Here is a 25,763-nt window from a genome sequence, read left to right on the forward strand (position 1 = left end):
TAGATTATGAAATACAATAACATTATTTTCCTCGGTTTATGTCTGGGGTTAACCACCTATTCTGCTTTATCCGCAGATAGCGTTATTAAAATTAGCGGGCGCGTCCTCGATTATGGCTGCACAGTCTCATCGGATTCGCTTAATTTTACCGTAGATCTCCAAAAAAACAGTGCCAGACAATTTCCAACGACCGGTAGCACAAGTCCAGCCGTCCCTTTTCAGATTACGTTAAGTGAATGCAGCAAAGGGACAACGGGGGTTCGGGTTGCATTTAACGGTATTGAGGATGCAGAAAATAATACTTTGTTGAAACTGGATGAAGGAAGCAATACGGCCTCCGGTTTGGGTATAGAAATATTGGACGCAAATATGCGTCCGGTGAAACTGAATGATCTTCAAGCCGGGATGCAGTGGATCCCACTAGTACCAGAACAGAACAATATTTTGCCTTACTCCGCTCGTCTGAAGTCAACTCAGAAGTCCGTCAATCCGGGACTGGTGAGGGCTTCGGCAACCTTTACCCTTGAATTTCAATAATCAGAGTCAGATATGAAAAGACTTCACAAGAGGTTACTGTTAGCTACGTTTTGCGCGTTATTCACAGCAACTCTCCAGGCCGCCGATGTCACTATCACTGTTAATGGTCGGGTAGTCGCTAAACCCTGCACTATTCAAACCAAAGAAGCTAACGTTAATCTCGGGGATCTTTATACGCGCAATCTGCAACAACCTGGTTCTGCATCTGGCTGGCACAATATTACTTTGTCATTAACCGATTGTCCGGTTGAAACAAGTGCAGTGACGGCAATCGTGACAGGTTCAACTGACAATACGGGTTATTACAAAAATGAAGGTACTGCCGAAAATATTCAGATAGAGCTGAGGGATGACCAGGATGCTGCGTTAAAAAATGGCGATAGCAAAACGGTTATTGTTGATGAGATCACTCGTAATGCACAGTTTCCACTTAAGGCAAGAGCTATCACGGTGAATGGAAACGCAAGCCAGGGAACGATCGAGGCGCTAATCAATGTGATCTACACCTGGCAATAACGTCGATTCGATTTTCTTAGCCTTCTTTTTAAATCAATTTTTAACCTTAGGATATATCATGGGTAAAACAATCAGTATAAAGGTCCTGTTCGGTATTTATCTTCTATTAATGGCAGGCAAAGTTTTTGCCTTCAGTTGTAATGTCGATGGCGGGTCAAGTATTGGAGCAGGTACAACCTCTGTTTATGTTAATCTCGACCCTGTAATACAGCCGGGCCAGAATCTGGTTGTAGACTTGTCTCAGCATATAAGTTGCTGGAATGATTACGGCGGCTGGTACGACACTGATCATATAAACCTGGTACAAGGCTCAGCTTTCGCAGGCTCCCTACAGTCATATAAAGGATCGCTGTACTGGAATAATGTGACCTACCCCTTCCCGTTGACGACAAATACCAACGTATTGGATATTGGTGATAAGACACCGATGCCATTACCGTTAAAACTCTATATTACCCCAGTTGGGGCGGCCGGTGGAGTTGTCATAAAAGCGGGGGAAGTCATTGCCCGTATTCATATGTATAAAATTGCAACATTAGGAAGCGGAAATCCGCGTAATTTTACGTGGAATATTATTTCAAATAACAATGTTGTTATGCCAACAGGCGGCTGCACCGTTGATAGTCGTAATGTCACCGTGGATCTCCCGGACTTTCCTGGAAGCGCAGAAATACCCCTTGGCGTATATTGCTCAAGCGAACAAAAGCTCTCATTTTATCTTTCGGGTGCCACCACTGACAGTAGCCGACAAGTGTTTGCTAACACAGCACCTGATGCAACAAAAGCATCGGGAGTGGGTGTCACTCTAATGCGTAATGGAAAAATACTGGCTACGGGAGAAAATGTCTCCCTGGGGACAGTAAATAAAAGCAAAGTACCTCTGGGTTTAAGCGCAACCTATGGACAAACAGGAAACAAGGTTTCAGCCGGAACCGTCCAGTCAGTCATTGGTGTCACTTTTATCTATGAATAATTGTGATTTTGACCTTAGTCTATGCGCTCCATTCACGAAAATTGCGCGGATAATTATTTTGTGAAGACTATTAGCCTACACCTGTAAGAAAATCCGCGCACAATTGAAGCCAGAGTCTTATTTTTTATATTGAAAAATATGTTAATTTAAACACTATGAGAGATGATGCTTAACTTATCGTATTTAATCTATTGTTTAACGATAATAGATTAAAAATAGAAAGAGAATAGTCCCCTACTCTTATATATCCATGTTGGCGATAATCCCTTTGTATGTACTGTGCATCATCGCTATTACAAATCCTAATAATTCATTTCCACACAGGATAAGTAGATGAAGAAAAAAATTGAATCCTACCAGGGTGCTGCAGGTGGTTGGGGTGCTGTCAAATCCGTAGCGAATGCAGTACGTAAGCAGATGGATATACGCCAGGATGTTATTGCCATGTTTGACATGAATAAGCCAGAGGGCTTTGACTGTCCGGGTTGTGCATGGCCAGATCCTAAGCACAGTGCGTCATTCGACATTTGTGAAAACGGCGCAAAAGCAATCGCCTGGGAAGTCACGGATAAGCAGGTAAATGCCTCTTTCTTTGCTGAGAATACGGTTCAATCATTACTTACCTGGGGAGATCACGAGCTTGAGGCTGCGGGACGTCTCACTCAGCCTTTGAAATATGATGCCGTCAGCGACTGTTACAAGCCATTAAGCTGGCAACAAGCTTTCGACGAAATTGGCGCACGCCTTCAAAGCTATAGTGATCCCAATCAGGTTGAATTCTATACTTCGGGCCGCACTTCCAATGAAGCTGCCTTTCTTTATCAGCTTTTTGCCCGTGAATACGGGAGCAATAACTTTCCCGACTGCTCCAACATGTGCCATGAACCGACAAGCGTGGGTTTGGCAGCGAGTATCGGTGTAGGTAAAGGGACCGTGTTGCTGGAAGACTTTGAGAAGTGCGATTTAGTCATTTGCATTGGGCATAACCCTGGTACAAACCACCCTCGCATGCTGACTTCGTTGCGCGCTTTAGTGAAACGGGGAGCGAAAATGATCGCCATCAATCCTCTACAGGAACGTGGCCTGGAGCGATTTACCGCACCGCAAAACCCGTTTGAAATGCTGACGAACTCTGAGACTCAGTTGGCCAGTGCCTACTACAACGTGCGCATTGGTGGCGATATGGCGTTGCTCAAGGGGATGATGCGCCTGTTAATTGAGCGCGATGATGCTGCAAGTGCCGCAGGTCGGCCCTCATTGCTTGATGACGAATTTATTCAAACGCATACCGTCGGCTTTGACGAGCTACGCCGTGACGTTCTCAATTCCGAGTGGAAAGATATCGAACGTATTTCTGGACTAAGTCAGACACAAATCGCCGAACTGGCTGACGCATATGCCGCTGCCGAACGCACCATTATCTGTTACGGAATGGGGATCACTCAGCACGAACATGGTACCCAGAACGTACAGCAACTGGTCAATTTGCTGTTGATGAAAGGTAACATTGGCAAGCCTGGTGCGGGTATCTGCCCACTACGTGGTCACTCTAATGTACAGGGCGACCGAACCGTCGGTATCACCGAGAAACCGTCTGCAGAGTTTCTGGCTCGCCTGGGTGAGCGCTATGGCTTCACCCCACCTCATGCACCTGGACATGCTGCAATTGCCAGCATGCAAGCAATATGTACGGGGCAGGCTCGAGCATTGATCTGCATGGGGGGCAACTTTGCACTGGCAATGCCAGATCGGGAAGCGAGCGCTGTACCGTTAACGCAATTAGATTTGGCGGTACACGTAGCCACTAAGCTTAACCGCTCTCATCTGCTGACCGCACGGCATAGCTATATTCTGCCGGTTCTGGGGCGTAGCGAGATTGATATGCAAAAAAGCGGTGCGCAGGCGGTAACCGTTGAGGATTCAATGTCGATGATTCATGCCTCGCGTGGCGTGTTAAAACCCGCCGGTGTAATGCTGAAATCAGAGTGTGCAGTGGTCGCGGGAATCGCGCAGGCAGCACTACCCCAGAGCGTGGTAGCCTGGGAGTATCTGGTGGAAGATTATGATCGCATTCGCAATGACATTGAAGCTGTGCTGCCAGAGTTCGCCGACTATAACCAGCGCATCCGTCATCCCGGTGGTTTTCACCTGATAAATGCAGCTGCTGAAAGGCGCTGGATGACGCCGTCAGGTAAGGCTAATTTCATTACCAGCAAAGGGCTGTTAGAAGATCCCTCTTCAGCGTTTAACAGTAAGCTGGTCATGGCGACAGTACGCAGCCACGATCAGTACAACACGACGATTTATGGTATGGATGATCGCTATCGAGGGGTATTCGGTCAACGAGATGTGGTCTTTATGAGTGCTAAACAAGCTAAAATTTGCCGTGTAAAAAACGGCGAAAGAGTTAATCTTATTGCGCTTACGCCAGACGGTAAGCGCAGCTCACGCCGCATGGATAGATTAAAAGTGGTCATTTACCCTATGGCTGACCGCTCACTGGTGACCTATTTTCCAGAATCGAATCACATGCTAACACTTGATAACCACGATCCATTAAGTGGCATTCCTGGCTATAAAAGTATTCCGGTTGAATTAGAACCATCAAATTAATGCCTCTTCTCATTTCTTCTGCTGTCATCCGCACAGCAGAAGAATTCCTCATTGACTATTATCGCGCAATTTGCTCACATGGATTAAATTAAACTACATACTATAAGATATAAACTTCTGCCTACAGCTGTAAGAAACTCCGCTCAGTACTGAAGCACCAGTCCTATTTCCTCTTTTCTCCAGCCTGTTATATTAAGCATACTGATTAACGATTTTTAACGTTATCCGCTAAATAAACATATTTGAAATGCATGCGACCACAGTGAAAAACAAAATCACGCAAAGAGACAACTATAAAGAAATCATGTCTGTAATTGTGGTTGTCTTATTACTGACACTTACGTTGATAGCCATTTTTTCGGCAATTGATCAGCTGAGTATTTCAGAAATGGGTCGCATTGCAAGAGATCTTACACATTTCATTATCAATAGTTTGCAAGACTGAAAATAAACAGAAAATTATAAATGTGAAATGTTAAAAAAGTATCGATAAAACTTTATTGTTTTAAGGAGATAAAATGTCGCTCGTTTGTTCTGTTATATTTATTCATCATGCTTTCAACGCTAACATTTTAGATAAAGATTACGCCTTCTCTGACGGCGAGATCCTGATGGTAGATAACGCTGTTCGTACAAATTTTGAACCTTATGAGCGGCATTTTAAAGAAATCGGATTTAATGAAAATACCATTAAAAAATATCTACAATGCACTAACATCCAGACAGTGACGGTGCCTGTTCCTGCGAAGTTTTTACGTGCTTCAAATGTACCGACTGGATTGCTTAATGAAATGATTGCTTATCTCAACTCGGAAGAACGCAATCATCATAATTTTTCAGAACTTTTGCTTTTTTCTTGCCTGTCTATTTTTGCCGCATGCAAAGGTTTCATTACACTATTAACTAACGGTGTGCTATCCGTTTCTGGGAAAGTGAGAAATATTGTCAACATGAAGCTGGCGCACCCATGGAAGCTGAAAGATATTTGTGACTGCCTGTACATCAGTGAAAGCCTGTTGAAGAAAAAACTTAAGCAAGAGCAAACGACATTCTCACAGATTCTTTTAGATGCCAGAATGCAGCACGCAAAAAATTTGATACGCGTAGAAGGTTCAGTCAATAAAATTGCCGAACAATGTGGTTATGCCAGTACATCTTATTTTATTTATGCGTTCCGCAAACATTTCGGCAACAGTCCGAAGAGAGTTTCTAAGGAGTACCGTTGTCAAAGTCACACGGGTATGAATACGGGCAACACGATGAATGCTTTAGCTATTTGATTATTTGCTAACGAGTAGTCAACCACACACGCTGCGTAAGAATTAAATGGGGCAGCCATTCCCTGCCCCGCGTTGTTTTTAGGCGATATATTTATTGAAATAAATAAGTGACATCCATCACATATTTATGCACTTGCATAACCTGTTGCATGATTATTTATGATCTCAATTCTGCATTTTATCAGTAAAATGCAATAATTTATTAAATATCAATAAATTAGTTGTTTATCGGCGAGAAATTACTTAATAGAACAGAAAGTAATGTCAACGCTTTATGGACTGTTTTTTCCCTTTTTTTAGCTAAATCTGCTATCTCTTTATGTGACTAACTTCACTTACATCCACTTATTTCTCTTCGTAAAATTACTTTGGAATTAAGTACAATAAGAAGAGGAACATTTATGAAGTCTGCATTAAAGAAAAGTGTCGTAAGTACCTCGATATCTTTGATACTGGCATCTGGTATGGCTGCATTTGCTGCTCATGCGGCAGATGATGTAAAGCTGAAAGCAACCAAAACAAACGTTGCTTTCTCAGACTTTACGCCGACAGAATACAGTACCAAAGGAAAGCCAAATATTATCGTACTGACCATGGATGATCTTGGTTATGGACAACTTCCTTTTGATAAGGGATCTTTTGACCCAAAAACAATGGAAAATCGTGAAGTTGTCGATACCTACAAAATAGGGATAGATAAAGCCATTGAAGCTGCACAAAAATCAACGCCGACGCTCCTTTCATTAATGGATGAAGGCGTACGTTTTACTAACGGCTATGTGGCACACGGTGTTTCCGGCCCCTCCCGCGCCGCAATAATGACCGGTCGAGCTCCCGCCCGCTTTGGTGTCTATTCCAATACCGATGCTCAGGATGGTATTCCGCTAACAGAAACTTTCTTGCCTGAATTATTCCAGAATCATGGTTATTACACTGCAGCAGTAGGTAAATGGCACTTGTCAAAAATCAGTAATGTGCCGGTACCGGAAGATAAACAAACGCGTGACTATCATGACAACTTCACCACATTTTCTGCGGAAGAATGGCAACCTCAAAACCGTGGCTTTGATTACTTTATGGGATTCCACGCTGCAGGAACGGCATATTACAACTCCCCTTCACTGTTCAAAAATCGTGAACGTGTCCCCGCAAAAGGTTATATCAGCGATCAGTTAACCGATGAGGCAATTGGCGTTGTTGATCGTGCCAAAACACTTGACCAGCCTTTTATGCTTTACCTGGCTTATAATGCTCCGCACCTGCCAAATGATAATCCTGCACCGGATCAATATCAGAAGCAATTTAATACCGGTAGTCAAACAGCAGATAACTACTACGCTTCCGTTTATTCTGTTGATCAGGGTGTAAAACGCATTCTCGAACAACTGAAGAAAAACGGACAGTATGACAATACAATTATTCTCTTTACCTCCGATAATGGTGCGGTTATCGATGGTCCTCTGCCGCTGAACGGGGCGCAAAAAGGCTATAAGAGTCAGACCTATCCTGGCGGTACTCACACCCCAATGTTTATGTGGTGGAAAGGAAAACTTCAACCCGGTAATTATGACAAGCTGATTTCCGCAATGGATTTCTACCCGACAGCTCTTGATGCAGCCGATATCAGCATTCCAAAAGACCTTAAGCTGGATGGCGTTTCCTTGCTGCCCTGGTTGCAAGATAAGAAACAAGGCGAGCCACATAAAAATCTGACCTGGATAACCTCTTATTCTCACTGGTTTGACGAGGAAAATATTCCATTCTGGGATAATTACCACAAATTTGTTCGCCATCAGTCAGACGATTACCCGCATAACCCCAACACTGAGGACTTAAGCCAATTCTCTTATACGGTGAGAAATAACGATTATTCGCTTGTCTATACAGTAGAAAACAATCAGTTAGGTCTCTACAAACTGACGGATCTACAGCAAAAAGATAACCTTGCCGCCGCCAATCCGCAGGTCGTTAAAGAGATGCAAGGCGTGGTAAGAGAGTTTATCGACAGCAGCCAGCCACCGCTTAGCGAGGTAAATCAGGAGAAGTTTAACAATATCAAGAAAGCACTAAGCGAAGCGAAATAACTAAACCTTCATGCGGCGGATTTTTCCGCCGCCTTATTGAGCGAGATAGCGATGCACGTTACAGCCAAGCCCTCCAGTTTTCAATGTAATCTCAAATGTGATTACTGTTTTTACCTTGAAAAAGAGTCGCAGTTTACTCATGAAAAATGGATGGATGACAGCACTCTGAAAGAGTTCATCAAACAATATATCGCAGCGTCTGGCAATCAGGTCTATTTTACCTGGCAAGGCGGTGAACCCACTCTGGCTGGCCTGGATTTTTTCCGTAAAGTTATTCACTATCAACAACGCTATGCAGGCCAAAAACGTATTTTTAATGCATTACAAACGAATGGCATTTTATTGAATAATGAATGGTGTGCCTTTCTCAAAGAACATGAATTTCTGGTTGGTATCTCGATCGATGGCCCCCAGGAGTTACATGACCGTTACAGACGCAGTAATTCAGGTAACGGTACTTTTGCAAAAGTGATAGCAGCCATCGAGCGTCTGAAATCATATCAAGTAGAGTTTAATACGTTAACCGTCATTAATAACGTTAATGTCCATTACCCTCTTGAGGTTTATCATTTTTTAAAATCTATCGGCAGTAAACATATGCAATTTATCGAATTGCTAGAAACCGGGACGCCGAATATTGATTTCAGTGGTCATAGTGAGAACACATTCCGTATCATTGATTTTTCTGTGCCTCCCACGGCTTATGGCAAGTTTATGTCAACCATTTTTATGCAATGGGTTAAAAACGATGTGGGTGAAATTTTCATCCGTCAGTTTGAAAGCTTTGTCAGCCGTTTTTTGGGGAATGGGCATACCAGTTGTATTTTCCAGGAGTCCTGCAAGGATAATCTGGTTGTTGAAAGTAATGGAGACATTTACGAATGCGACCATTTTGTCTATCCACAGTACAAAATTGGAAACATTAATAAATCTGAACTCAAAACGATGAACAGTGTACAACTGACAGCGCAAAAAAAACGGATTCCAGCGAAATGTCAGCAATGTGCATATAAACCTATCTGCAATGGCGGTTGTCCTAAGCATCGTATTACTAAAGTAAACAATGAGACTGTTTCTTATTTTTGCGAAGGTTATAAAATCCTTTTTTCAACCATGGTACCTTATATGAACGCCATGGTAGAGTTAGCTAAGAACAGAGTACCGCTTTACCACATTATGGATGTTGCAAAACAAATGGAGAATAATTAATAACGCTCTCTTTTAACTCCATTCTTAGCCTCCTTCTTATGACCATAACAAGGCTCCCGACATAAATTCCTGTCGGGTGTTTCGTCATCATCATCTTCCCTTGCGAAAATCCTGGCTTACGTGGTATGCATCAGGGCATTAGCAATATCCTTGATTATCAATAGCATAACCATAACCACTGAAAATGAAATATTCCTTTATATTTCATATTGTTAAATGATACTTAAATAAATTTCATCAGTAAATCATTGCCATAGATAATCATTGGATGGCACAATCAATTTTCGCTAATGATAACCATTCCCATTACGCTTCGTATGTTGATAGCAAAGTATCTCTGTCTGTTGAAGCCCTTTTGGCTGCGTAAGAATAATAAAACTTCAGTGTTGTTAATCATTATTATCCTCGCAATGATCCTTGGCGTGGTTAAAATTCAGGTCTGGTTAAACGACTGGAATAATGATTTTTTCAATGCGCTAAGCCAGAAAGAAACCGATAAGCTTTGGCAGCTTGTCCTTTGGTTCCCTGCCCTGCTGGGGATCTTTGTATTAATATCCGTAAACAAAACATGGTTAATTAAACTGCTGACTATTCGCTGGCGCGAATGGTTAACAGATTACTACCTTAATCGGTGGTTTGCAGATAAAAACTACTACTTCACGCAGATCTACGGCGAGCATAAAAATACAGATAACCCTGACCAACGTATCGCTGAAGACATTCTCTTACTGATCAGCAAAACGCTCAGTCTTTCATTTGGCTTCATCCAGTCACTTAGCATGCTGATCACCTTTACCGTTATTCTTTGGCAAAGCGCGGGTACGCTCTCATTCACTGTTGGTGGAACAGAATGGAATATCCAGGGGTATATGGTCTATACCGTCGTGCTCATTGTGATCGGTGGAACTTTATTTACCCATAAGGTGGGTAAACGTATTCGTCCGCTTAATGTGGAAAAACAACGTAGCGAAGCGACATTTCGAACAAATCTTGTGCAGCATAATAAGCAGGCAGAACTGATTGCGCTAAGCAATGCTGAGTCTCTACAACGCCAGGAGTTGAGCGACAATTTTCATACCATTAAAGAGAACTGGCATCGTTTAATGAATCGTCAGCGGTGGCTTGATTACTGGCAGAATATTTATTCGCGCTCGCTTAGCGTTCTTCCCTACTTTCTGTTATTGCCGCAGTTTATTAGCGGGCAGATCAATCTGGGCGGACTGATGAAATCGCGCCAGGCATTTATGCTGGTATCGAACAATTTAAGCTGGTTTATTTATAAATATGACGAACTTGCTGAACTGGCTGCGGTTATCGATCGCTTGTATGAGTTCCATCAACTCACTGAACAGCGCCCTACGAATAAGCCTAAAAATTGCCAACATGCGGTACAAGTGGCTGATGCGAGTATTCGTACGCCTGATAATAAGATCATATTAGAGAACCTGAACTTTCATGTTTCGCCAGGCAAATGGCTATTACTGAAAGGCTACTCTGGTGCGGGAAAAACCACACTGCTTAAAACATTATCCCACTGCTGGCCGTGGTTTAAAGGTGATATTTCTTCTCCTGCTGACAGTTGGTATGTGTCACAAACACCGTTAATCAAAACCGGCTTACTGAAAGAGATTATTTGTAAAGCACTTCCCCTGCCCGTAGACGATAAATCGTTGAGCGAAGTACTGCATCAGGTTGGTCTTGGGAAATTGGCTGCGCGTATTCATGACCACGATCGCTGGGGAGATATTCTTTCCAGCGGCGAAAAACAACGTATCGCCCTGGCACGATTAATTTTACGACGTCCGAAATGGATATTTCTTGACGAAACTACCTCTCATCTTGAGGAACAAGAGGCTATCCGCTTACTGCGTTTAGTGCGTGAAAAACTACCCACAAGCGGCGTCATTATGGTTACACATCAACCCGGTGTCTGGAACCTGGCCGATGATATTTGTGACATTAGCGCGGTTTTATAAAAACAATAAAAGCCCTGCTGTACGGAGATATAAATAAATGAAGCGAGTTCTTATTCCTGGCGTCATTTTATGTGGCGCTGATGTGGCGCAGGCCGTCGATGACAAAAACATGTACATGCATTTTTTTGAAGAGATGACGGTCTATGCTCCTGTCCCTGTACCCGTAAACGGCAACACGCATTACACCAGTGAAAGCATCGAGCGTTTACCGACCGGGAATGGCAATATCAGCGATCTGCTGAGAACCAACCCTGCGGTACGCATGGATTCAACGCAAAGTACCTCGTTGAACCAGGGAGATATTCGCCCTGAGAAAATCTCTATTCACGGTGCGTCGCCCTACCAGAATGCCTATTTGATTGACGGTATTAGTGCAACTAATAACCTGAACCCAGCGAATGAGTCCGATGCCAGTAGTGCAACCAATATTAGCGGGATGTCACAGGGGTATTATCTTGATGTCAGCTTACTGGACAATGTGACGCTTTATGACAGTTTTGTGCCGGTTGAATTTGGTCGCTTCAATGGCGGGGTAATTGATGCAAAGATCAAACGCTTCAACGCTGATGATAGCAAGGTGAAATTGGGTTATCGCACTACGCGTTCGGACTGGTTAACATCGCATATCGATGAGAATAACAAGAGCGCATTTAATCAAGGCTCTTCAGGAAGTACTTATTACTCCCCAGATTTTAAAAAGAACTTTTATACCTTGTCGTTTAATCAGGAACTCGCTGATAACTTCGGCGTTACCGCCGGTTTATCGCGCCGCCAGTCTGATATCACCCGCGCGGATTATGTTTCGAATGACGGCATTGTCGCCGGTCGGGCACAGTATAAAAACGTTATCGATACTGCATTAAGCAAATTTACCTGGTTTGCCAGCGACCGCTTTACCCACGATTTAACCTTAAAATATACCGGCTCCAGCCGTGATTATAATACCAGCACCTTCCCGCAGTCTGATCGCGAAATGGGTAATAAATCCTATGGTCTGGCATGGGATATGGATACGCAGCTCGCATGGGCCAAACTGCGTACCACCGTTGGTTGGGATCATATTAGTGATTATACCCGTCACGATCATGACATCTGGTACACCGAACTTTCATGTACATATGGTGATATTACAGGGCGTTGCACCCGTGGCGGATTAGGACACATTTCCCAGGCTGTAGATAATTACACCTTCAAAACACGCCTGGACTGGCAAAAATTCGCCGTGGGTAATGTTTCGCATCAACCCTACTTCGGCGCGGAATACATCTATTCCGATGCGTGGACTGAACGCCATAACCAGTCTGAATCCTATGTGATTAATGCTGCCGGAAAGAAAACTAACCATACCATTTACCATAAAGGTAAAGGCCGCCTGGGAATTGACAACTACACGCTGTATATGGCGGATCGCATTAGCTGGCGTAATGTGTCATTAATGCCCGGCGTGCGGTATGACTATGACAACTATCTGTCAAACCACAATATCTCCCCGCGCTTTATGACGGAATGGGATATTTTTGCTAATCAAACCTCAATGATTACAGCAGGTTATAACCGTTACTATGGCGGGAATATTCTTGATATGGGATTACGTGATATCCGCAATAGCTGGACGGAATCGGTATCAGGTAATAAAACTCTGACGCGTTATCAGGATTTGAAAACGCCTTATAACGATGAACTGGCAATGGGATTGCAGCAGAAAATCGGTAAGAACGTTATTGCGCGTGCAAACTATGTTTACCGTGAAGCGCATGATCAAATCAGCAAAAGCAGTCGTACCGACAGCGCGACTAAAACCACCATTACTGAATATAACAACGATGGCAAAACCAAAACGCATTCGTTCAGCCTCAGTTTTGAACTGGCCGAACCCCTGCATATCCGCCAGGTAGATATTAACCCACAAATTGTCTTTAGCTATATCAAGAGCAAGGGCAACTTGTCGTTAAACAATGGTTATGAGGAGAGCAATACCGGTGATAACCAGGTGGTTTATAACGGTAATCTGGTCTCTTACGATAGCGTTCCAGTGGCAGATTTTAATAACCCATTAAAGATCTCCTTAAACATGGATTTCACGCATCAACCGAGCGGGTTAGTGTGGGCGAATACGCTGGCCTGGCAAGAAGCGCGTAAAGCTCGCATTATCCTTGGTAAGACAAATGCGCAATACATCAGCGAATATTCAGATTACAAGCAGTATGTTGACGAAAAACTGGATAGCAGCCTGACCTGGGACACCCGCTTGTCCTGGACGCCACAATTTCTGAAACAACAAAACCTGACGATCAGTGCCGATATTCTCAATGTACTGGATAGCAAAACCGCTGTTGATACAACGAACACCGGTGTGGCGACCTACGCCAGTGGCCGTACTTTCTGGCTTGATGTCAGCATGAAATTTTAATAGTTCGGATTTTACTTAACCGGGTAAATTCGCCCGGTTTTCGCATGGAGATAATTATGAGAAACCTCTGTTTCTTACTGACGTTAGTGGCAACTCTGTTGCTCCCCGGGCGGCTGATTGCCGCCGCCTTACCGCAGGATGAAAAGTTAATTACCGGGCAACTGGACAATGGCTTGCGATATATGATTTATCCGCATGCTCATCCAAAGGATCAGGTAAATTTATGGCTGCAAATTCATACCGGTTCATTGCAGGAAGAAGACAATGAGCGCGGCGTGGCTCATTTTGTAGAACATATGATGTTTAACGGCACAAAAACATGGCCGGGTAATAAAGTCATCGAAACATTTGAGTCAATGGGCCTGCGTTTTGGTCGCGATGTTAATGCCTATACCAGCTATGACGAAACGGTGTATCAGGTGAGTTTGCCGACTACGCAGAAACAAAATCTGCAACAAGTGATGGCAATCTTCAGTGAATGGAGTAATGCCGCCATCTTTGAAAAACTCGAAGTAGACGCTGAACGTGGCGTAATTACTGAGGAATGGCGTGCCCATCAGGATGCGAAATGGCGCACCTCTCAGGCGCGCCGCCCTTTCCTGCTGGCAAATACCCGTAATTTAGACCGTGAACCTATCGGCCTGATGGATACTGTCGCCACGGTCACACCGGCACAATTGCGCCAATTTTATCAACGCTGGTATCAACCAAATAATATGACCTTTATCGTGGTCGGCGATATCGACAGTAAAGAAGCGCTGGCGCTGATAAAGGATAATTTAAGTAAGCTTCCGGCTAACAAAGCAGCTGAAAATCGCGTCTGGCCGACAAAAGCCGAAAACCACCTGCGCTTTAATATCATTAATGATAAAGAAAACCGGGTGAACGGCATCGCACTCTATTATCGCCTGCCAATGGTACAAGTGAACGATGAGCAAAGCTTTGTCGAACAAGCTGAATGGAGCATGTTAGTTCAGCTGTTCAATCAACGTCTGCAGGAACGCATACAGTCGGGCGAGTTGAAGACTATTTCTGGCGGCACTGCGCGCAGCGTTAAAATTGCACCCGATTATCAGTCGCTGTTTTTCCGTGTAAATGCACGAGACGATAATATGCAGGATGCTGCGAATGCATTAATGGCAGAGTTGGCAACCATTGATCAGCATGGTTTTTCTGCTGAAGAACTCGATGATGTCAAATCTACCCGCCTCACCTGGCTGAAAAATGCGGTTGATCAGCAAGCTGAACGTGATTTACGTATGCTGACCAGTCGCCTGGCATCCAGCTCATTAAATAATACGCCGTTCTTGTCGCCGGAAGAGACATATCAACTTTCGAAACGTCTGTGGCAGCAAATTACCGTGCAAAGTCTGGCGGAAAAATGGCAGCAGTTAAGAAAGAACCAGGACGCATTTTGGGAGCAAATGGTAAACAATGAGGTTGCCGCCAAAAAAGCATTGTCTCCTGCGGCTATCCTGGCGCTGGAAAAGGAGTACGCCAACAAAAAGCTGGCGGCTTACGTCTTCCCAGGCAGAAATTTATCGTTAACAGTAGACGCAGACCCACAGGCGGAAATTAGCAGCAAAGAAACGCTGGCGGAGAATCTGACATCATTAACACTTTCCAATGGTGCCAGGGTTATTCTGGCAAAATCCGCGGGTGAAGAGCAAAAGCTACAAATTATTGCCGTATCGAATAAAGGCGATTTAAGTTTCCCTGCGCAGCAAAAATCACTTATCGCGCTGGCAAATAAAGCAGTTAGCGGAAGCGGCGTTGGCGAACTCTCCTCTTCCAGCCTGAAACGCTGGAGTGCGGAAAATTCGGTAACCATGAGCAGTAAAGTCAGTGGCATGAATACGTTGCTCTCCGTTAGCGCGCGGACTAATAACCCTGAACCTGGTTTTCAGTTGATTAACCAGCGAATCACCCACAGCACGATTAACGATAATATTTGGGCATCGCTACAAAATGCTCAAATTCAGGCGTTGAAAACGCTCGACCAGCGTCCAGCGGAGAAATTCGCCCAGCAGATGTATGAGACGCGCTATGCTGATGACCGCACGAAATTACTGCAAGAAAATCAGATTGCACAGTTTACTGCCGCAGATGCGCTGGCTGCCGATCGCCAATTGTTTTCATCTCCAGCGGATATCACGTTTGTCATTGTCGGTAATGTCGCAGAAGACAAACTCGTGGCGTTAATTACGCGTTACTTAGGATCAATCAAACACTCTGATTCGCCATTAGCCGCAGGTAAACCATTAACTCGCGCGACGGACAACGCATCGGTTACTGTAAAAGAACAAAATGAACCTGTGGCACAGGTTTCACAGTGGAAGCGTTATGATTCCCGGACACCTGTTAATCTGCCGACGCGTATGGCGCTCGATGCTTTTAACGTCGCACTGGCAAAAGATCTACGCGTTAATATTCGTGAACAGGCATCTGGGGCATACAGCGTTTCTTCTCGCCTCTCGGTTGATCCTCAGGCCAAAGATATCAGTCATTTGCTGGCTTTTACTTGTCAACCAGAACGACATGATGAACTGTTAACGTTAGCGAATGAAGTGATGGTTAAGCGTCTGGCTAAAGGGATCAGTGAGCAAGAACTGAATGAATACCAGCAAAACGTTCAGCGCAGCCTCGATATCCAACAGCGTAGCGTTCAACAATTAGCGAACACCATTGTAAATAGTCTTATTCAATATGACGATCCTGCAGCATGGACTGAGCAGGAGCAATTGTTGAAACAAATGACGGTAGAGAATGTTAACACTGCCGTTAAACAATATCTTTCTCATCCGGTAAATACTTATACCGGAGTATTATTGCCAAAATAATAACAGCCCCGTCAACACATCGTTGGCGGGGATTTTAGCAATATTCGCTATTTTTATGTAATAATTTTATAAATGCGTTCAAAATAATAATCAAGTACTAATAGTGATATTTTAAGGTCTGATTTTTTCGTGATAATTCAGGAGACACAGAATGCGCATAAAAATAACAGCATAAAACACCTTACCACCACCCAAGAATTTCATATTGCATTGTTTTTCAATGAAAAAATATTATTCTCGTAATATCTCACGATAAATAACATTAGGATTTTGTTATTTAAACACGAGTCCTTTGCACTTGCTTACTTTATCGATAAATCCTACTTTTTTAATGCGATCCAATCATTTTAAGGAGTTTAAAATGGATAAGAAGCAAGTAACGGATTTAAGGTCGGAACTACTCGATTCACGTTTTGGTGCGAAGTCTATTTCCACTATCGCAGAATCAAAACGTTTTCCGCTGCACGAAATGCGCGACGATGTCGCATTCCAGATTATCAATGACGAATTATATCTTGATGGCAACGCTCGTCAGAACCTGGCCACTTTCTGCCAGACTTGGGACGACGAAAATGTCCACAAATTGATGGATTTATCCATTAACAAAAACTGGATCGACAAAGAAGAATATCCGCAATCCGCAGCCATCGACCTGCGTTGCGTAAATATGGTTGCCGATCTGTGGCATGCGCCTGCGCCGAAAAATGGTCAGGCCGTTGGCACCAACACCATTGGTTCTTCCGAGGCCTGTATGCTCGGCGGGATGGCGATGAAATGGCGTTGGCGCAAGCGTATGGAAGCTACAGGCAAACCAACGGATAAACCAAACCTGGTGTGCGGTCCGGTACAAATCTGCTGGCATAAATTCGCCCGCTACTGGGATGTGGAGCTGCGTGAGATCCCTATGCGCCCCGGTCAGTTGTTTATGGACCCGAAACGCATGATTGAAGCCTGTGACGAAAACACCATCGGCGTGGTGCCGACTTTCGGCGTGACCTACACTGGTAACTATGAGTTCCCACAACCGCTGCACGATGCGCTGGATAAATTCCAGGCCGATACCGGTATCGACATCGACATGCACATCGACGCTGCCAGCGGTGGCTTCCTGGCACCGTTCGTCGCCCCGGATATCGTCTGGGACTTCCGCCTGCCGCGTGTGAAATCGATCAGTGCTTCAGGCCATAAATTCGGTCTGGCTCCGCTGGGCTGCGGCTGGGTTATCTGGCGTGATGAAGAAGCGCTGCCGCAGGAACTGGTGTTCAACGTTGACTACCTGGGGGGTCAGATTGGTACTTTCGCCATCAACTTCTCCCGCCCGGCGGGTCAGGTAATTGCACAGTACTATGAATTCCTGCGCCTCGGTCGTGAAGGCTATACCAAAGTACAGAACGCCTCTTACCAGGTTGCCGCTTATCTGGCGGATGAAATCGCCAAACTGGGGCCGTATGAGTTCATCTGTACGGGTCGCCCGGACGAAGGCATCCCGGCGGTTTGCTTCAAACTGAAAGATGGTGAAGATCCGGGATACACCCTGTATGACCTCTCTGAACGTCTGCGTCTGCGCGGCTGGCAGGTTCCGGCCTTCACTCTCGGCGGTGAAGCCACCGACATCGTGGTGATGCGCATTATGTGTCGTCGCGGCTTCGAAATGGACTTTGCTGAACTGTTGCTGGAAGACTACAAAGCCTCCCTGAAATATCTCAGCGATCACCCGAAACTGCAGGGTATTGCCCAACAGAACAGCTTTAAACATACCTGATAACGTTTAACGGTAACGGTGTCCCGAAACGAACCCGTTTCGGGACAATTTCCAAAGTCTGTTCACTGGCATTAGCAACGGAAAATATTGTTCTGAATACGCTTCAGAACAAAACAGGTGCGGTTCCGACAGGAATACCGTTTTAGGGGGATAATATGGCTACATCAGTACAGACAGGTAAAGCTAAGCAGCTCACATTACTTGGATTCTTTGCCATAACGGCATCGATGGTAATGGCTGTTTATGAATACCCTACCTTCGCAACATCGGGCTTTTCATTAGTCTTCTTCCTGCTATTAGGCGGGATTTTATGGTTTATTCCCGTGGGACTTTGTGCTGCGGAAATGGCCACCGTCGACGGCTGGGAAGAAGGTGGTGTCTTCGCCTGGGTATCAAATACTCTGGGGCCGAGATGGGGATTTGCAGCGATCTCATTTGGCTATCTGCAAATCGCCATTGGTTTTATTCCGATGCTCTATTTCGTGTTAGGGGCACTCTCCTACATCCTGAAATGGCCAGCGCTGAATGAAGACCCCATTACCAAAACTATTGCAGCACTCATCATTCTTTGGGCGCTGGCATTAACGCAGTTTGGTGGCACGAAATACACGGCGCGAATTGCTAAAGTTGGCTTCTTCGCCGGTATCCTGTTACCTGCATTTATTTTGATCGCATTAGCGGCTATTTATCTGCACTCCGGTGCCCCCGTTGCTATCGAAATGGATTCGAAGACCTTCTTCCCTGACTTCTCTAAAGTGGGCACCCTGGTAGTATTTGTTGCCTTCATTTTGAGTTATATGGGCGTAGAAGCATCCGCAACCCACGTCAATGAAATGAGCAACCCAGGGCGCGACTATCCGTTGGCTATGTTACTGCTGATGGTGGCGGCAATTTGCTTAAGCTCTGTTGGTGGTTTGTCTATTGCGATGGTCATTCCGGGTAATGAAATCAACCTCTCCGCAGGGGTAATGCAAACCTTTACCGTTCTGATGTCCCATGTGGCACCAGAAATTGAGTGGACGGTTCGCGTGATCTCCGCACTGCTGTTGCTGGGTGTTCTGGCGGAAATCGCCTCCTGGATTGTTGGTCCTTCTCGCGGGATGTATGTCACAGCGCAGAAAAACCTGCTGCCAGCGGCATTCGCTAAAATGAACAAAAATGGCGTACCGGTAACGCTGGTCATTTCGCAGCTGGTGATTACGTCTATCGCGTTGATCATCCTCACCAATACCGGTGGCGGTAACAACATGTCCTTCCTGATCGCACTGGCGCTGACGGTGGTGATTTATCTGTGTGCTTATTTCATGCTGTTTATTGGCTACATTGTGTTGGTTCTTAAACATCCTGACTTAAAACGCACATTTAATATCCCTGGTGGTAAAGGGGTGAAACTGGTCGTGGCAATTGTCGGTCTGCTGACTTCAATTATGGCGTTTATTGTTTCCTTCCTGCCGCCGGATAACATCCAGGGTGATTCTACCGATATGTATGTTGAATTACTGGTTGTTAGTTTCCTGGTGGTACTTGCCCTGCCCTTTATTCTCTATGCTGTTCATGATCGTAAAGGCAAAGCGAATACCGGCGTCACTCTGGAGCCAATCAACAGTCAGAACGCACCAAAAGGTCACTTCTTCCTGCACCCGCGTGCACGTTCACCACACTATATTGTGATGAATGACAAGAAACACTAACCATGTCTGAATGGTTATAAGACAAGGGAGCGATAAGTCATCGCTCCCTTTTTCGTGCTTGCTGTCGTATTGACTTAACCGGGATAAGTACGAGAATGAGCGCACATCTGTTTACCGGAAACCAGCACATATGGATATCTGCTCCCGAAACAAGAAATTAACGATTAGAAGACCAGCGATACTAGTTGCACTGGCACTTTTACTGTGTAGTTGTAAAAGCACGCCTCCAGAGTCCATGGTGACACCACCAGCAGGTTCAAAGCCACCAGCCACGACGCAACAATCGTCACAACCGATGCGTGGCATCTGGCTGGCCACGGTTTCTCGGCTCGACTGGCCACCGGTTTCCTCGGTTAACATTAGTAACCCCACCAGCCGGGCCCGTGTACAACAACAGGCGATGATCGACAAACTGGATCATCTGCAACGTCTCGGCATAAACACGGTCTTTTTCCAGGTCAAGCCGGACGGTACCGCCCTGTGGCCATCGAAAATTTTGCCGTGGTCCGATCTTATGACCGGTAAGATTGGTGAAAATCCGGGTTACGATCCGCTGCAATTTATGCTCGACGAAGCCCACAAGCGTGGGATGAAAGTACACGCCTGGTTTAACCCCTATCGCGTATCGGTTAATACGAAGCCCGGTACTATCAGGGAACTGAATAGCACTCTGTCTCAACAACCGGCGAGCGTCTATGTGCAACACCGTGACTGGATCAGAACGTCTGGCGATCGCTTTGTCCTCGACCCGGGCATCCCTGAGGTTCAGGACTGGATCACATCAATAGTCGCAGAAGTGGTTTCCCGCTATCCGGTAGATGGCGTGCAGTTTGACGACTATTTCTATACTGAGTCACCGGGTTCACGGCTAAATGATAACGAAACGTACCGTAAATACGGAGGCGCATTTGCGTCAAAAGCAGACTGGCGGCGCAACAATACTCAGCAGTTAATTGCAAAGGTATCGCACACCATTAAAAGCATTAAGCCGGGAGTCGAATTTGGCGTTAGCCCGGCAGGCGTGTGGCGTAACCGATCACACGATCCGCTCGGTTCCGATACCCGAGGCGCGGCAGCCTATGACGAATCCTACGCTGACACCCGTCGATGGGTGGAACAAGGATTGCTGGATTACATTGCTCCCCAAATTTACTGGCCGTTCTCACGGAGTGCCGCGCGTTATGACGTGTTGGCAAAATGGTGGGCGGATGTCGTTAAACCGACCAGGACCCGCCTGTATATCGGTATCGCCTTCTATAAAGTGGGTGAACCTTCAAAGATAGAGCCAGACTGGATGATTAACGGCGGCGTACCGGAACTGAAAAAGCAGCTCGATCTTAACGATGCGGTACCAGAAATTAGCGGCACCATCTTGTTCCGTGAGGACTATCTGAATAAACCGCAGACTCAACAAGCGGTCAGCTATCTGCAAAGTCGTTGGGGCAGTTAAACTCCCATGCTTACTTTGTAACAAGCCGGTGCTTTACCCACCGGCTTGTTACACCTTGTGAAATATCCCACTAGTAATCATGCTTACATAAGTCAAATTAACCACGCAATTAACCACACTTAGTTAAACAGCTATAAATCCCTAATAAAAATGTATGAATATGAAAAACCATACGATATTCGCTGTCACCGAAAAATAATTACGATGGGCTATACTCTTCTGAAGAACAGTAGCGTAGATTGAAACTGTCCTAAGTCGCTTATTTCTTTTCAGTATATCTTCATATTTCAGGAGAATATGGTGCAGTTAGTCGATCTCGCACGTTGCGTTTTGATTCCGTCTGATTTCCCAGCCTTATAAGGGTGTGAATTATGGAGATGTATTTTAAAAGAATGAAAGATGAGTGGACCGGACTTGTCGAACAGGCAGATCCGCCCATTCGTGCTAAAGCCGCGGAAATTGCCGTTGCGCATGCTCATTATCTGAGTATCGAGTTTTATCGAATTGTCCGCATCGACCCGCATGCCGAAGAATTCTTGAGTAATGAACAAGTTGAGCGGCAGTTGAAAAGTGCGATGGAACGCTGGATTATTAACGTGCTTTCTGCCCAGGTTGACGATGTCGAAAGGCTAATACAAATCCAGCATACCGTCGCGGAAGTGCATGCCCGCATAGGAATTCCGGTAGAAATTGTCGAGATGGGGTTTCGGGTGCTGAAAAAAATCCTCTATCCGGTAATCTTCTCTTCGGATTATTCCGCCGCAGAAAAACTTCAGGTCTATCATTTCTCGATTAACAGTATTGATATCGCGATGGAAGTGATGACCCGCGCGTTTACCTTTAGTGACAGTAGTGCCTCAAAGGAAGATGAAAACTATCGTATCTTCTCGTTGCTGGAAAACGCCGAAGAAGAAAAAGAACGGCAAATAGCCTCAATACTTTCATGGGAAATAGATATTATCTATAAAATCCTGCTGGATTCTGATTTAGGCAGTAGTTTGCCTTTAAGCCAGGCTGATTTTGGCCTGTGGTTTAACCATAAAGGTCGACATTATTTTAGTGGCATTGCCGAAGTAGGCCATATCTCCCGTCTGATTCAGGATTTCGACGGTATATTCAATCAAACCATGCGTAACACCAGGAATTTGAATAACAGAAGTCTGCGGGTGAAATTTTTATTACAGATAAGAAATACTGTATCGCAAATTATTACCTTGCTGCGTGAATTGTTTGAAGAAGTATCGCGCCACGAAGTCGGTATGGATGTACTGACGAAATTACTTAACCGCCGCTTCCTGCCGACTATCTTCAAACGCGAAATTGCCCATGCCAACCGGACCGGTACACCGCTGTCAGTGCTGATTATTGACGTTGATAAATTCAAAGAGATCAACGATACGTGGGGCCATAACACTGGCGATGAAATTCTGCGTAAAGTCTCTCAGGCCTTTTATGACAACGTCCGCAGTAGTGATTATGTTTTTCGCTACGGGGGCGATGAATTTATCATTGTTTTGACTGAAGCTTCTGAAAACGAAACGTTACGTACCGCAGAACGTATTCGCAGTCGGGTGGAGAAAACCAAACTGAAAGCCGCAAACGGCGAGGATATTGCCCTCTCACTTTCCATCGGTGCCGCCATGTTTAATGGTCATCCTGACTATGAGCGCCTCATTCAAATAGCCGATGAAGCTCTGTATATCGCCAAAAGACGAGGTAGAAACCGTGTTGAACTCTGGAAAGCCAGTCTTTAGATGCGCCAGGATGCAGAGGTAATCATGAAGCTAACCGATGCGGATAATGCCGCCGATGGCATTTTTTTCCCCGCCCTTGAGCAAAATATGATGGGTGCGGTGTTAATTAACGAAAATGATGAAGTGATGTTTTTCAACCCCGCCGCAGAGAAGCTCTGGGGGTACAAACGTGAAGAAGTCATTGGCAATAACATTGATATGCTGATTCCGCGGGATTTGCGTCCTGCGCATCCTGAATATATTCGTCACAACCGTGAAGGCGGTAAAGCGCGCGTCGAGGGGATGAGTCGGGAGCTGCAGCTGGAGAAAAAAGACGGCAGTAAAATCTGGACCCGTTTTGCGCTATCGAAAGTGAGCGCCGAGGGGAAAGTTTATTACCTGGCGCTGGTACGGGATGCCAGCGTAGAAATGGCGCAAAAAGAACAGACCCGACAATTGATTATTGCCGTTGACCATCTCGACCGACCGGTGATTGTCCTCGATCCGGAACGCCATATTGTGCAGTGCAATCGCGCATTTACCGAAATGTTTGGTTACTGCATTAGCGAAGCCAGCGGTATGCAGCCCGATACACTCCTGAACATTCCTGAATTCCCTGCCGATAACCGCATTCGTTTACAACAGTTGCTATGGAAAACCGCCCGCGATCAGGACGAATTTCTGCTGTTGACGCGCACCGGTGAAAAAATCTGGATTAAAGCCTCTATCAGCCCGGTTTATGACGTGCTCGCGCATCTGCAGAACCTGGTAATGACTTTCTCGGATATCACCGAAGAACGGCAAATCCGCCAGCTTGAAGGCAATATTCTCGCCGCCATGTGCAGCAGCCCGCCATTTCATGAAATGGGGGAAATCATTTGTCGTAACATCGAATCTGTACTCAACGAATCGCATGTTTCGCTGTTCGCACTGCGCAACGGGATGCCGATACACTGGGCGTCATCTTCCCACGGTGCAGAAATTCAAAATGCGCAAAGCTGGTCAGCGACCATTCGTCAGCGTGATGGCGCGCCTGCGGGGATCCTGCAAATTAAAACCTCGTCAGGAGCAGAAACCAGCGCCTTTATCGAACGCGTGGCAGATATCAGCCAGCATATGGCCGCGCTGGCGCTGGAACAGGAAAAAAGCCGTCAGCATATTGAACAACTCATCCAATTTGATCCGATGACCGGTCTGCCAAATCGCAATAACCTGCACAATTACCTCGATGACCTGGTCGACAAAGCCGTCTCTCCCGTGGTGTATCTCATCGGTGTTGACCATATTCAGGATGTGATTGATAGCCTTGGCTATGCGTGGGCCGATCAGGCATTGCTGGAAGTGGTCAATCGCTTTCGTGAAAAACTCAAACCGGATCAGTATCTCTGTCGTATCGAAGGTACGCAGTTTGTCCTCGTGAGCCTCGAAAACGACGTCAGTAACATTACCCAAATCGCCGATGAGCTACGGAATGTGGTCAGCAAGCCGATAATGATTGACGATAAACCCTTCCCGCTTACCTTGAGTATTGGCATCAGCTACGACGTGGGTAAAAACCGCGATTACTTGCTCTCCACTGCTCACAATGCAATGGATTATATTCGCAAGAATGGCGGTAACGGCTGGCAGTTCTTCAGCCCGGCGATGAACGAAATGGTAAAAGAGCGTTTGTTTTTAGGCGCAGCGCTGAAAGAAGCGATTAGCAATAACCAACTGAAACTGGTTTACCAGCCGCAAATCTTCGCAGAAACGGGTGAACTGTACGGCATCGAAGCCCTTGCTCGCTGGCACGATCCCCTGCATGGTCATGTGCCCCCTTCACGGTTTATTCCTCTCGCAGAAGAGATTGGTGAAATCGAAAATATTGGGCGCTGGGTCATCGCGGAAGCTTGCCGTCAGTTAGCAGAATGGCGTAGCCAGAATATTCATATCCCGGCGCTTTCCGTTAACTTGTCGGCACTGCACTTTCGCAGTAATCAGCTGCCTAATCAGGTGTCTGATGCAATGCAAGCCTGGGGTATTGACGGCCACCAGCTGACGGTGGAAATCACGGAAAGCATGATGATGGAACACGATACCGAAATCTTTAAGCGCATTCAGATCCTGCGCGATATGGGCGTGGGCTTATCGGTAGATGATTTTGGCACGGGCTTTTCCGGATTATCCCGCTTAGTCAGTCTTCCGGTAACGGAAATCAAAATTGACAAAAGTTTTGTCGATCGTTGTCTGACGGAAAAACGCATCCTTGCCTTACTTGAAGCCATTACCAGCATTGGGCAAAGCCTCAATTTAACCGTCGTGGCGGAAGGCGTCGAAACCAAAGAGCAATTTGAGATGCTACGCAAGATCCACTGTCGCGTTATTCAGGGATATTTCTTTTCCCGCCCCCTACCCGCCGAAGAAATTCCAGGCTGGATGAGCAGCGTGTTACCGCTGAAAATCTGACAAATTCCTCTCGCCCGCACTCGCGGGTTTTCATTTAACGTGACACTGTCACTTAAATACTGTGATTTCAGCTACGATTCCGGGAGATTCCTTCCTTAACTTCCCCTCTTGCACCAAAACTGCACTACGCTGCACAAATGTTGATCAAAAGTTAAAAAATAAAACTTTAAGCCAGCATTCTGGCGCTTATCCCGGCATGGCATGAGATCTGCATAAGCGGAAAGCGCAGCAATTTTTGTCTTAT

17 protein-coding genes are annotated in these 25,763 nt (G+C 45.5%); 16 read left to right on the forward strand and 1 reads right to left on the reverse strand.

Annotated elements, in window-relative coordinates:
* Positions 1 to 6: 6 nt before the first annotated feature.
* From AB4H76_RS11840 to AB4H76_RS11875, 8 genes are all read left to right on the forward strand, one after another.
* On the forward strand, positions 7 to 537 hold the full coding sequence (locus AB4H76_RS11840; protein ID WP_061354229.1) for a fimbrial protein: 531 nt from the start codon (positions 7 to 9) through the stop codon (positions 535 to 537).
* Positions 538 to 549: 12 nt separating this feature from the next.
* On the forward strand, positions 550 to 1,053 hold the full coding sequence (locus AB4H76_RS11845) for a fimbrial protein (protein WP_061354230.1): 504 nt from the start codon (positions 550 to 552) through the stop codon (positions 1,051 to 1,053).
* Between the two features lie 58 nt (positions 1,054 to 1,111).
* Positions 1,112 to 2,026 (forward strand): fimbrial protein, encoded by a 915-nt coding sequence (locus AB4H76_RS11850; RefSeq protein ID WP_000520676.1) that lies wholly within the window; start codon positions 1,112 to 1,114, stop codon positions 2,024 to 2,026.
* A 333-nt stretch (positions 2,027 to 2,359) separates the two neighbouring features.
* Positions 2,360 to 4,639 carry an acid resistance putative oxidoreductase YdeP gene (gene ydeP / locus AB4H76_RS11855; RefSeq protein ID WP_000726695.1) on the forward strand — a complete coding sequence of 760 codons (2,280 nt, stop codon included), beginning with the start codon at positions 2,360 to 2,362 and terminating at the stop codon, positions 4,637 to 4,639.
* 247 nt (positions 4,640 to 4,886) lie between these two features.
* A complete protein-coding gene (gene safA / locus AB4H76_RS11860) occupies positions 4,887 to 5,084 on the forward strand; it encodes a two-component system connector SafA (protein ID WP_000543394.1) in 198 nt (65 codons plus the stop codon).
* A gap of 73 nt (positions 5,085 to 5,157) precedes the next feature.
* A complete protein-coding gene (gene ydeO / locus AB4H76_RS11865; protein ID WP_000060500.1) occupies positions 5,158 to 5,919 on the forward strand; it encodes an acid stress response transcriptional regulator YdeO in 762 nt (253 codons plus the stop codon).
* Positions 5,920 to 6,320: 401 nt separating this feature from the next.
* Entirely contained in the window at positions 6,321 to 8,003 is a 1,683-nt protein-coding gene (locus AB4H76_RS11870; protein ID WP_001295684.1) for a sulfatase-like hydrolase/transferase, read from the forward strand.
* A 51-nt stretch (positions 8,004 to 8,054) separates the two neighbouring features.
* The gene (locus AB4H76_RS11875) at positions 8,055 to 9,212 is read left to right on the forward strand and encodes an anaerobic sulfatase maturase (RefSeq protein WP_001301030.1); all 1,158 of its coding nucleotides are present in this window, start codon (positions 8,055 to 8,057) and stop codon (positions 9,210 to 9,212) included.
* On the opposite strand, the gene AB4H76_RS11880 is transcribed toward AB4H76_RS11875, so the two are convergent.
* Positions 9,178 to 9,300 (reverse strand): hypothetical protein, encoded by a 123-nt coding sequence (locus AB4H76_RS11880; protein ID WP_124061941.1) that lies wholly within the window; start codon positions 9,298 to 9,300, stop codon positions 9,178 to 9,180. The genes AB4H76_RS11875 and AB4H76_RS11880 overlap by 35 nt on opposite strands.
* 202 nt (positions 9,301 to 9,502) lie before the next feature.
* Between AB4H76_RS11880 and AB4H76_RS11885 the strand changes: the two genes are divergently transcribed.
* The 8 genes from AB4H76_RS11885 (at position 9,503) to dosP (ending at position 25,519) form a co-directional block, all read left to right on the forward strand.
* Entirely contained in the window at positions 9,503 to 11,188 is a 1,686-nt protein-coding gene (locus AB4H76_RS11885; protein WP_000628585.1) for an ABC transporter ATP-binding protein/permease, read from the forward strand.
* Between the two features lie 37 nt (positions 11,189 to 11,225).
* Positions 11,226 to 13,598: a TonB-dependent receptor plug domain-containing protein gene (locus AB4H76_RS11890; protein ID WP_000832435.1), complete on the forward strand. Its 2,373-nt coding sequence runs from the start codon at positions 11,226 to 11,228 to the stop codon at positions 13,596 to 13,598.
* 56 nt (positions 13,599 to 13,654) lie between these two features.
* Positions 13,655 to 16,438, forward strand: coding sequence for a M16 family metallopeptidase (locus tag AB4H76_RS11895; RefSeq protein WP_170996507.1), 2,784 nt, complete (start codon positions 13,655 to 13,657; stop codon positions 16,436 to 16,438).
* A 361-nt stretch (positions 16,439 to 16,799) separates the two neighbouring features.
* Positions 16,800 to 18,200, forward strand: coding sequence for a glutamate decarboxylase (locus AB4H76_RS11900; protein ID WP_104769276.1), 1,401 nt, complete (start codon positions 16,800 to 16,802; stop codon positions 18,198 to 18,200).
* 155 nt (positions 18,201 to 18,355) lie between these two features.
* Positions 18,356 to 19,891 carry an acid resistance gamma-aminobutyrate antiporter GadC gene (gene gadC, locus AB4H76_RS11905; RefSeq protein ID WP_000246019.1) on the forward strand — a complete coding sequence of 512 codons (1,536 nt, stop codon included), beginning with the start codon at positions 18,356 to 18,358 and terminating at the stop codon, positions 19,889 to 19,891.
* 130 nt (positions 19,892 to 20,021) lie between these two features.
* Entirely contained in the window at positions 20,022 to 21,341 is a 1,320-nt protein-coding gene (locus AB4H76_RS11910; protein WP_000350395.1) for a family 10 glycosylhydrolase, read from the forward strand.
* A gap of 371 nt (positions 21,342 to 21,712) precedes the next feature.
* Positions 21,713 to 23,095: a diguanylate cyclase DosC gene (gene dosC, locus AB4H76_RS11915; RefSeq protein ID WP_000426292.1), complete on the forward strand. Its 1,383-nt coding sequence runs from the start codon at positions 21,713 to 21,715 to the stop codon at positions 23,093 to 23,095.
* Positions 23,096 to 23,119: 24 nt separating this feature from the next.
* A complete protein-coding gene (gene dosP / locus AB4H76_RS11920; protein ID WP_024179168.1) occupies positions 23,120 to 25,519 on the forward strand; it encodes an oxygen-sensing cyclic-di-GMP phosphodiesterase DosP in 2,400 nt (799 codons plus the stop codon).
* Positions 25,520 to 25,763 lie beyond the last annotated feature (244 nt).

Origin of the sequence: Escherichia sp. UTM R2 (genome assembly GCF_048593455.1) — a bacterium.
Lineage (GTDB): Bacteria > Pseudomonadota > Gammaproteobacteria > Enterobacterales > Enterobacteriaceae > Escherichia > Escherichia coli.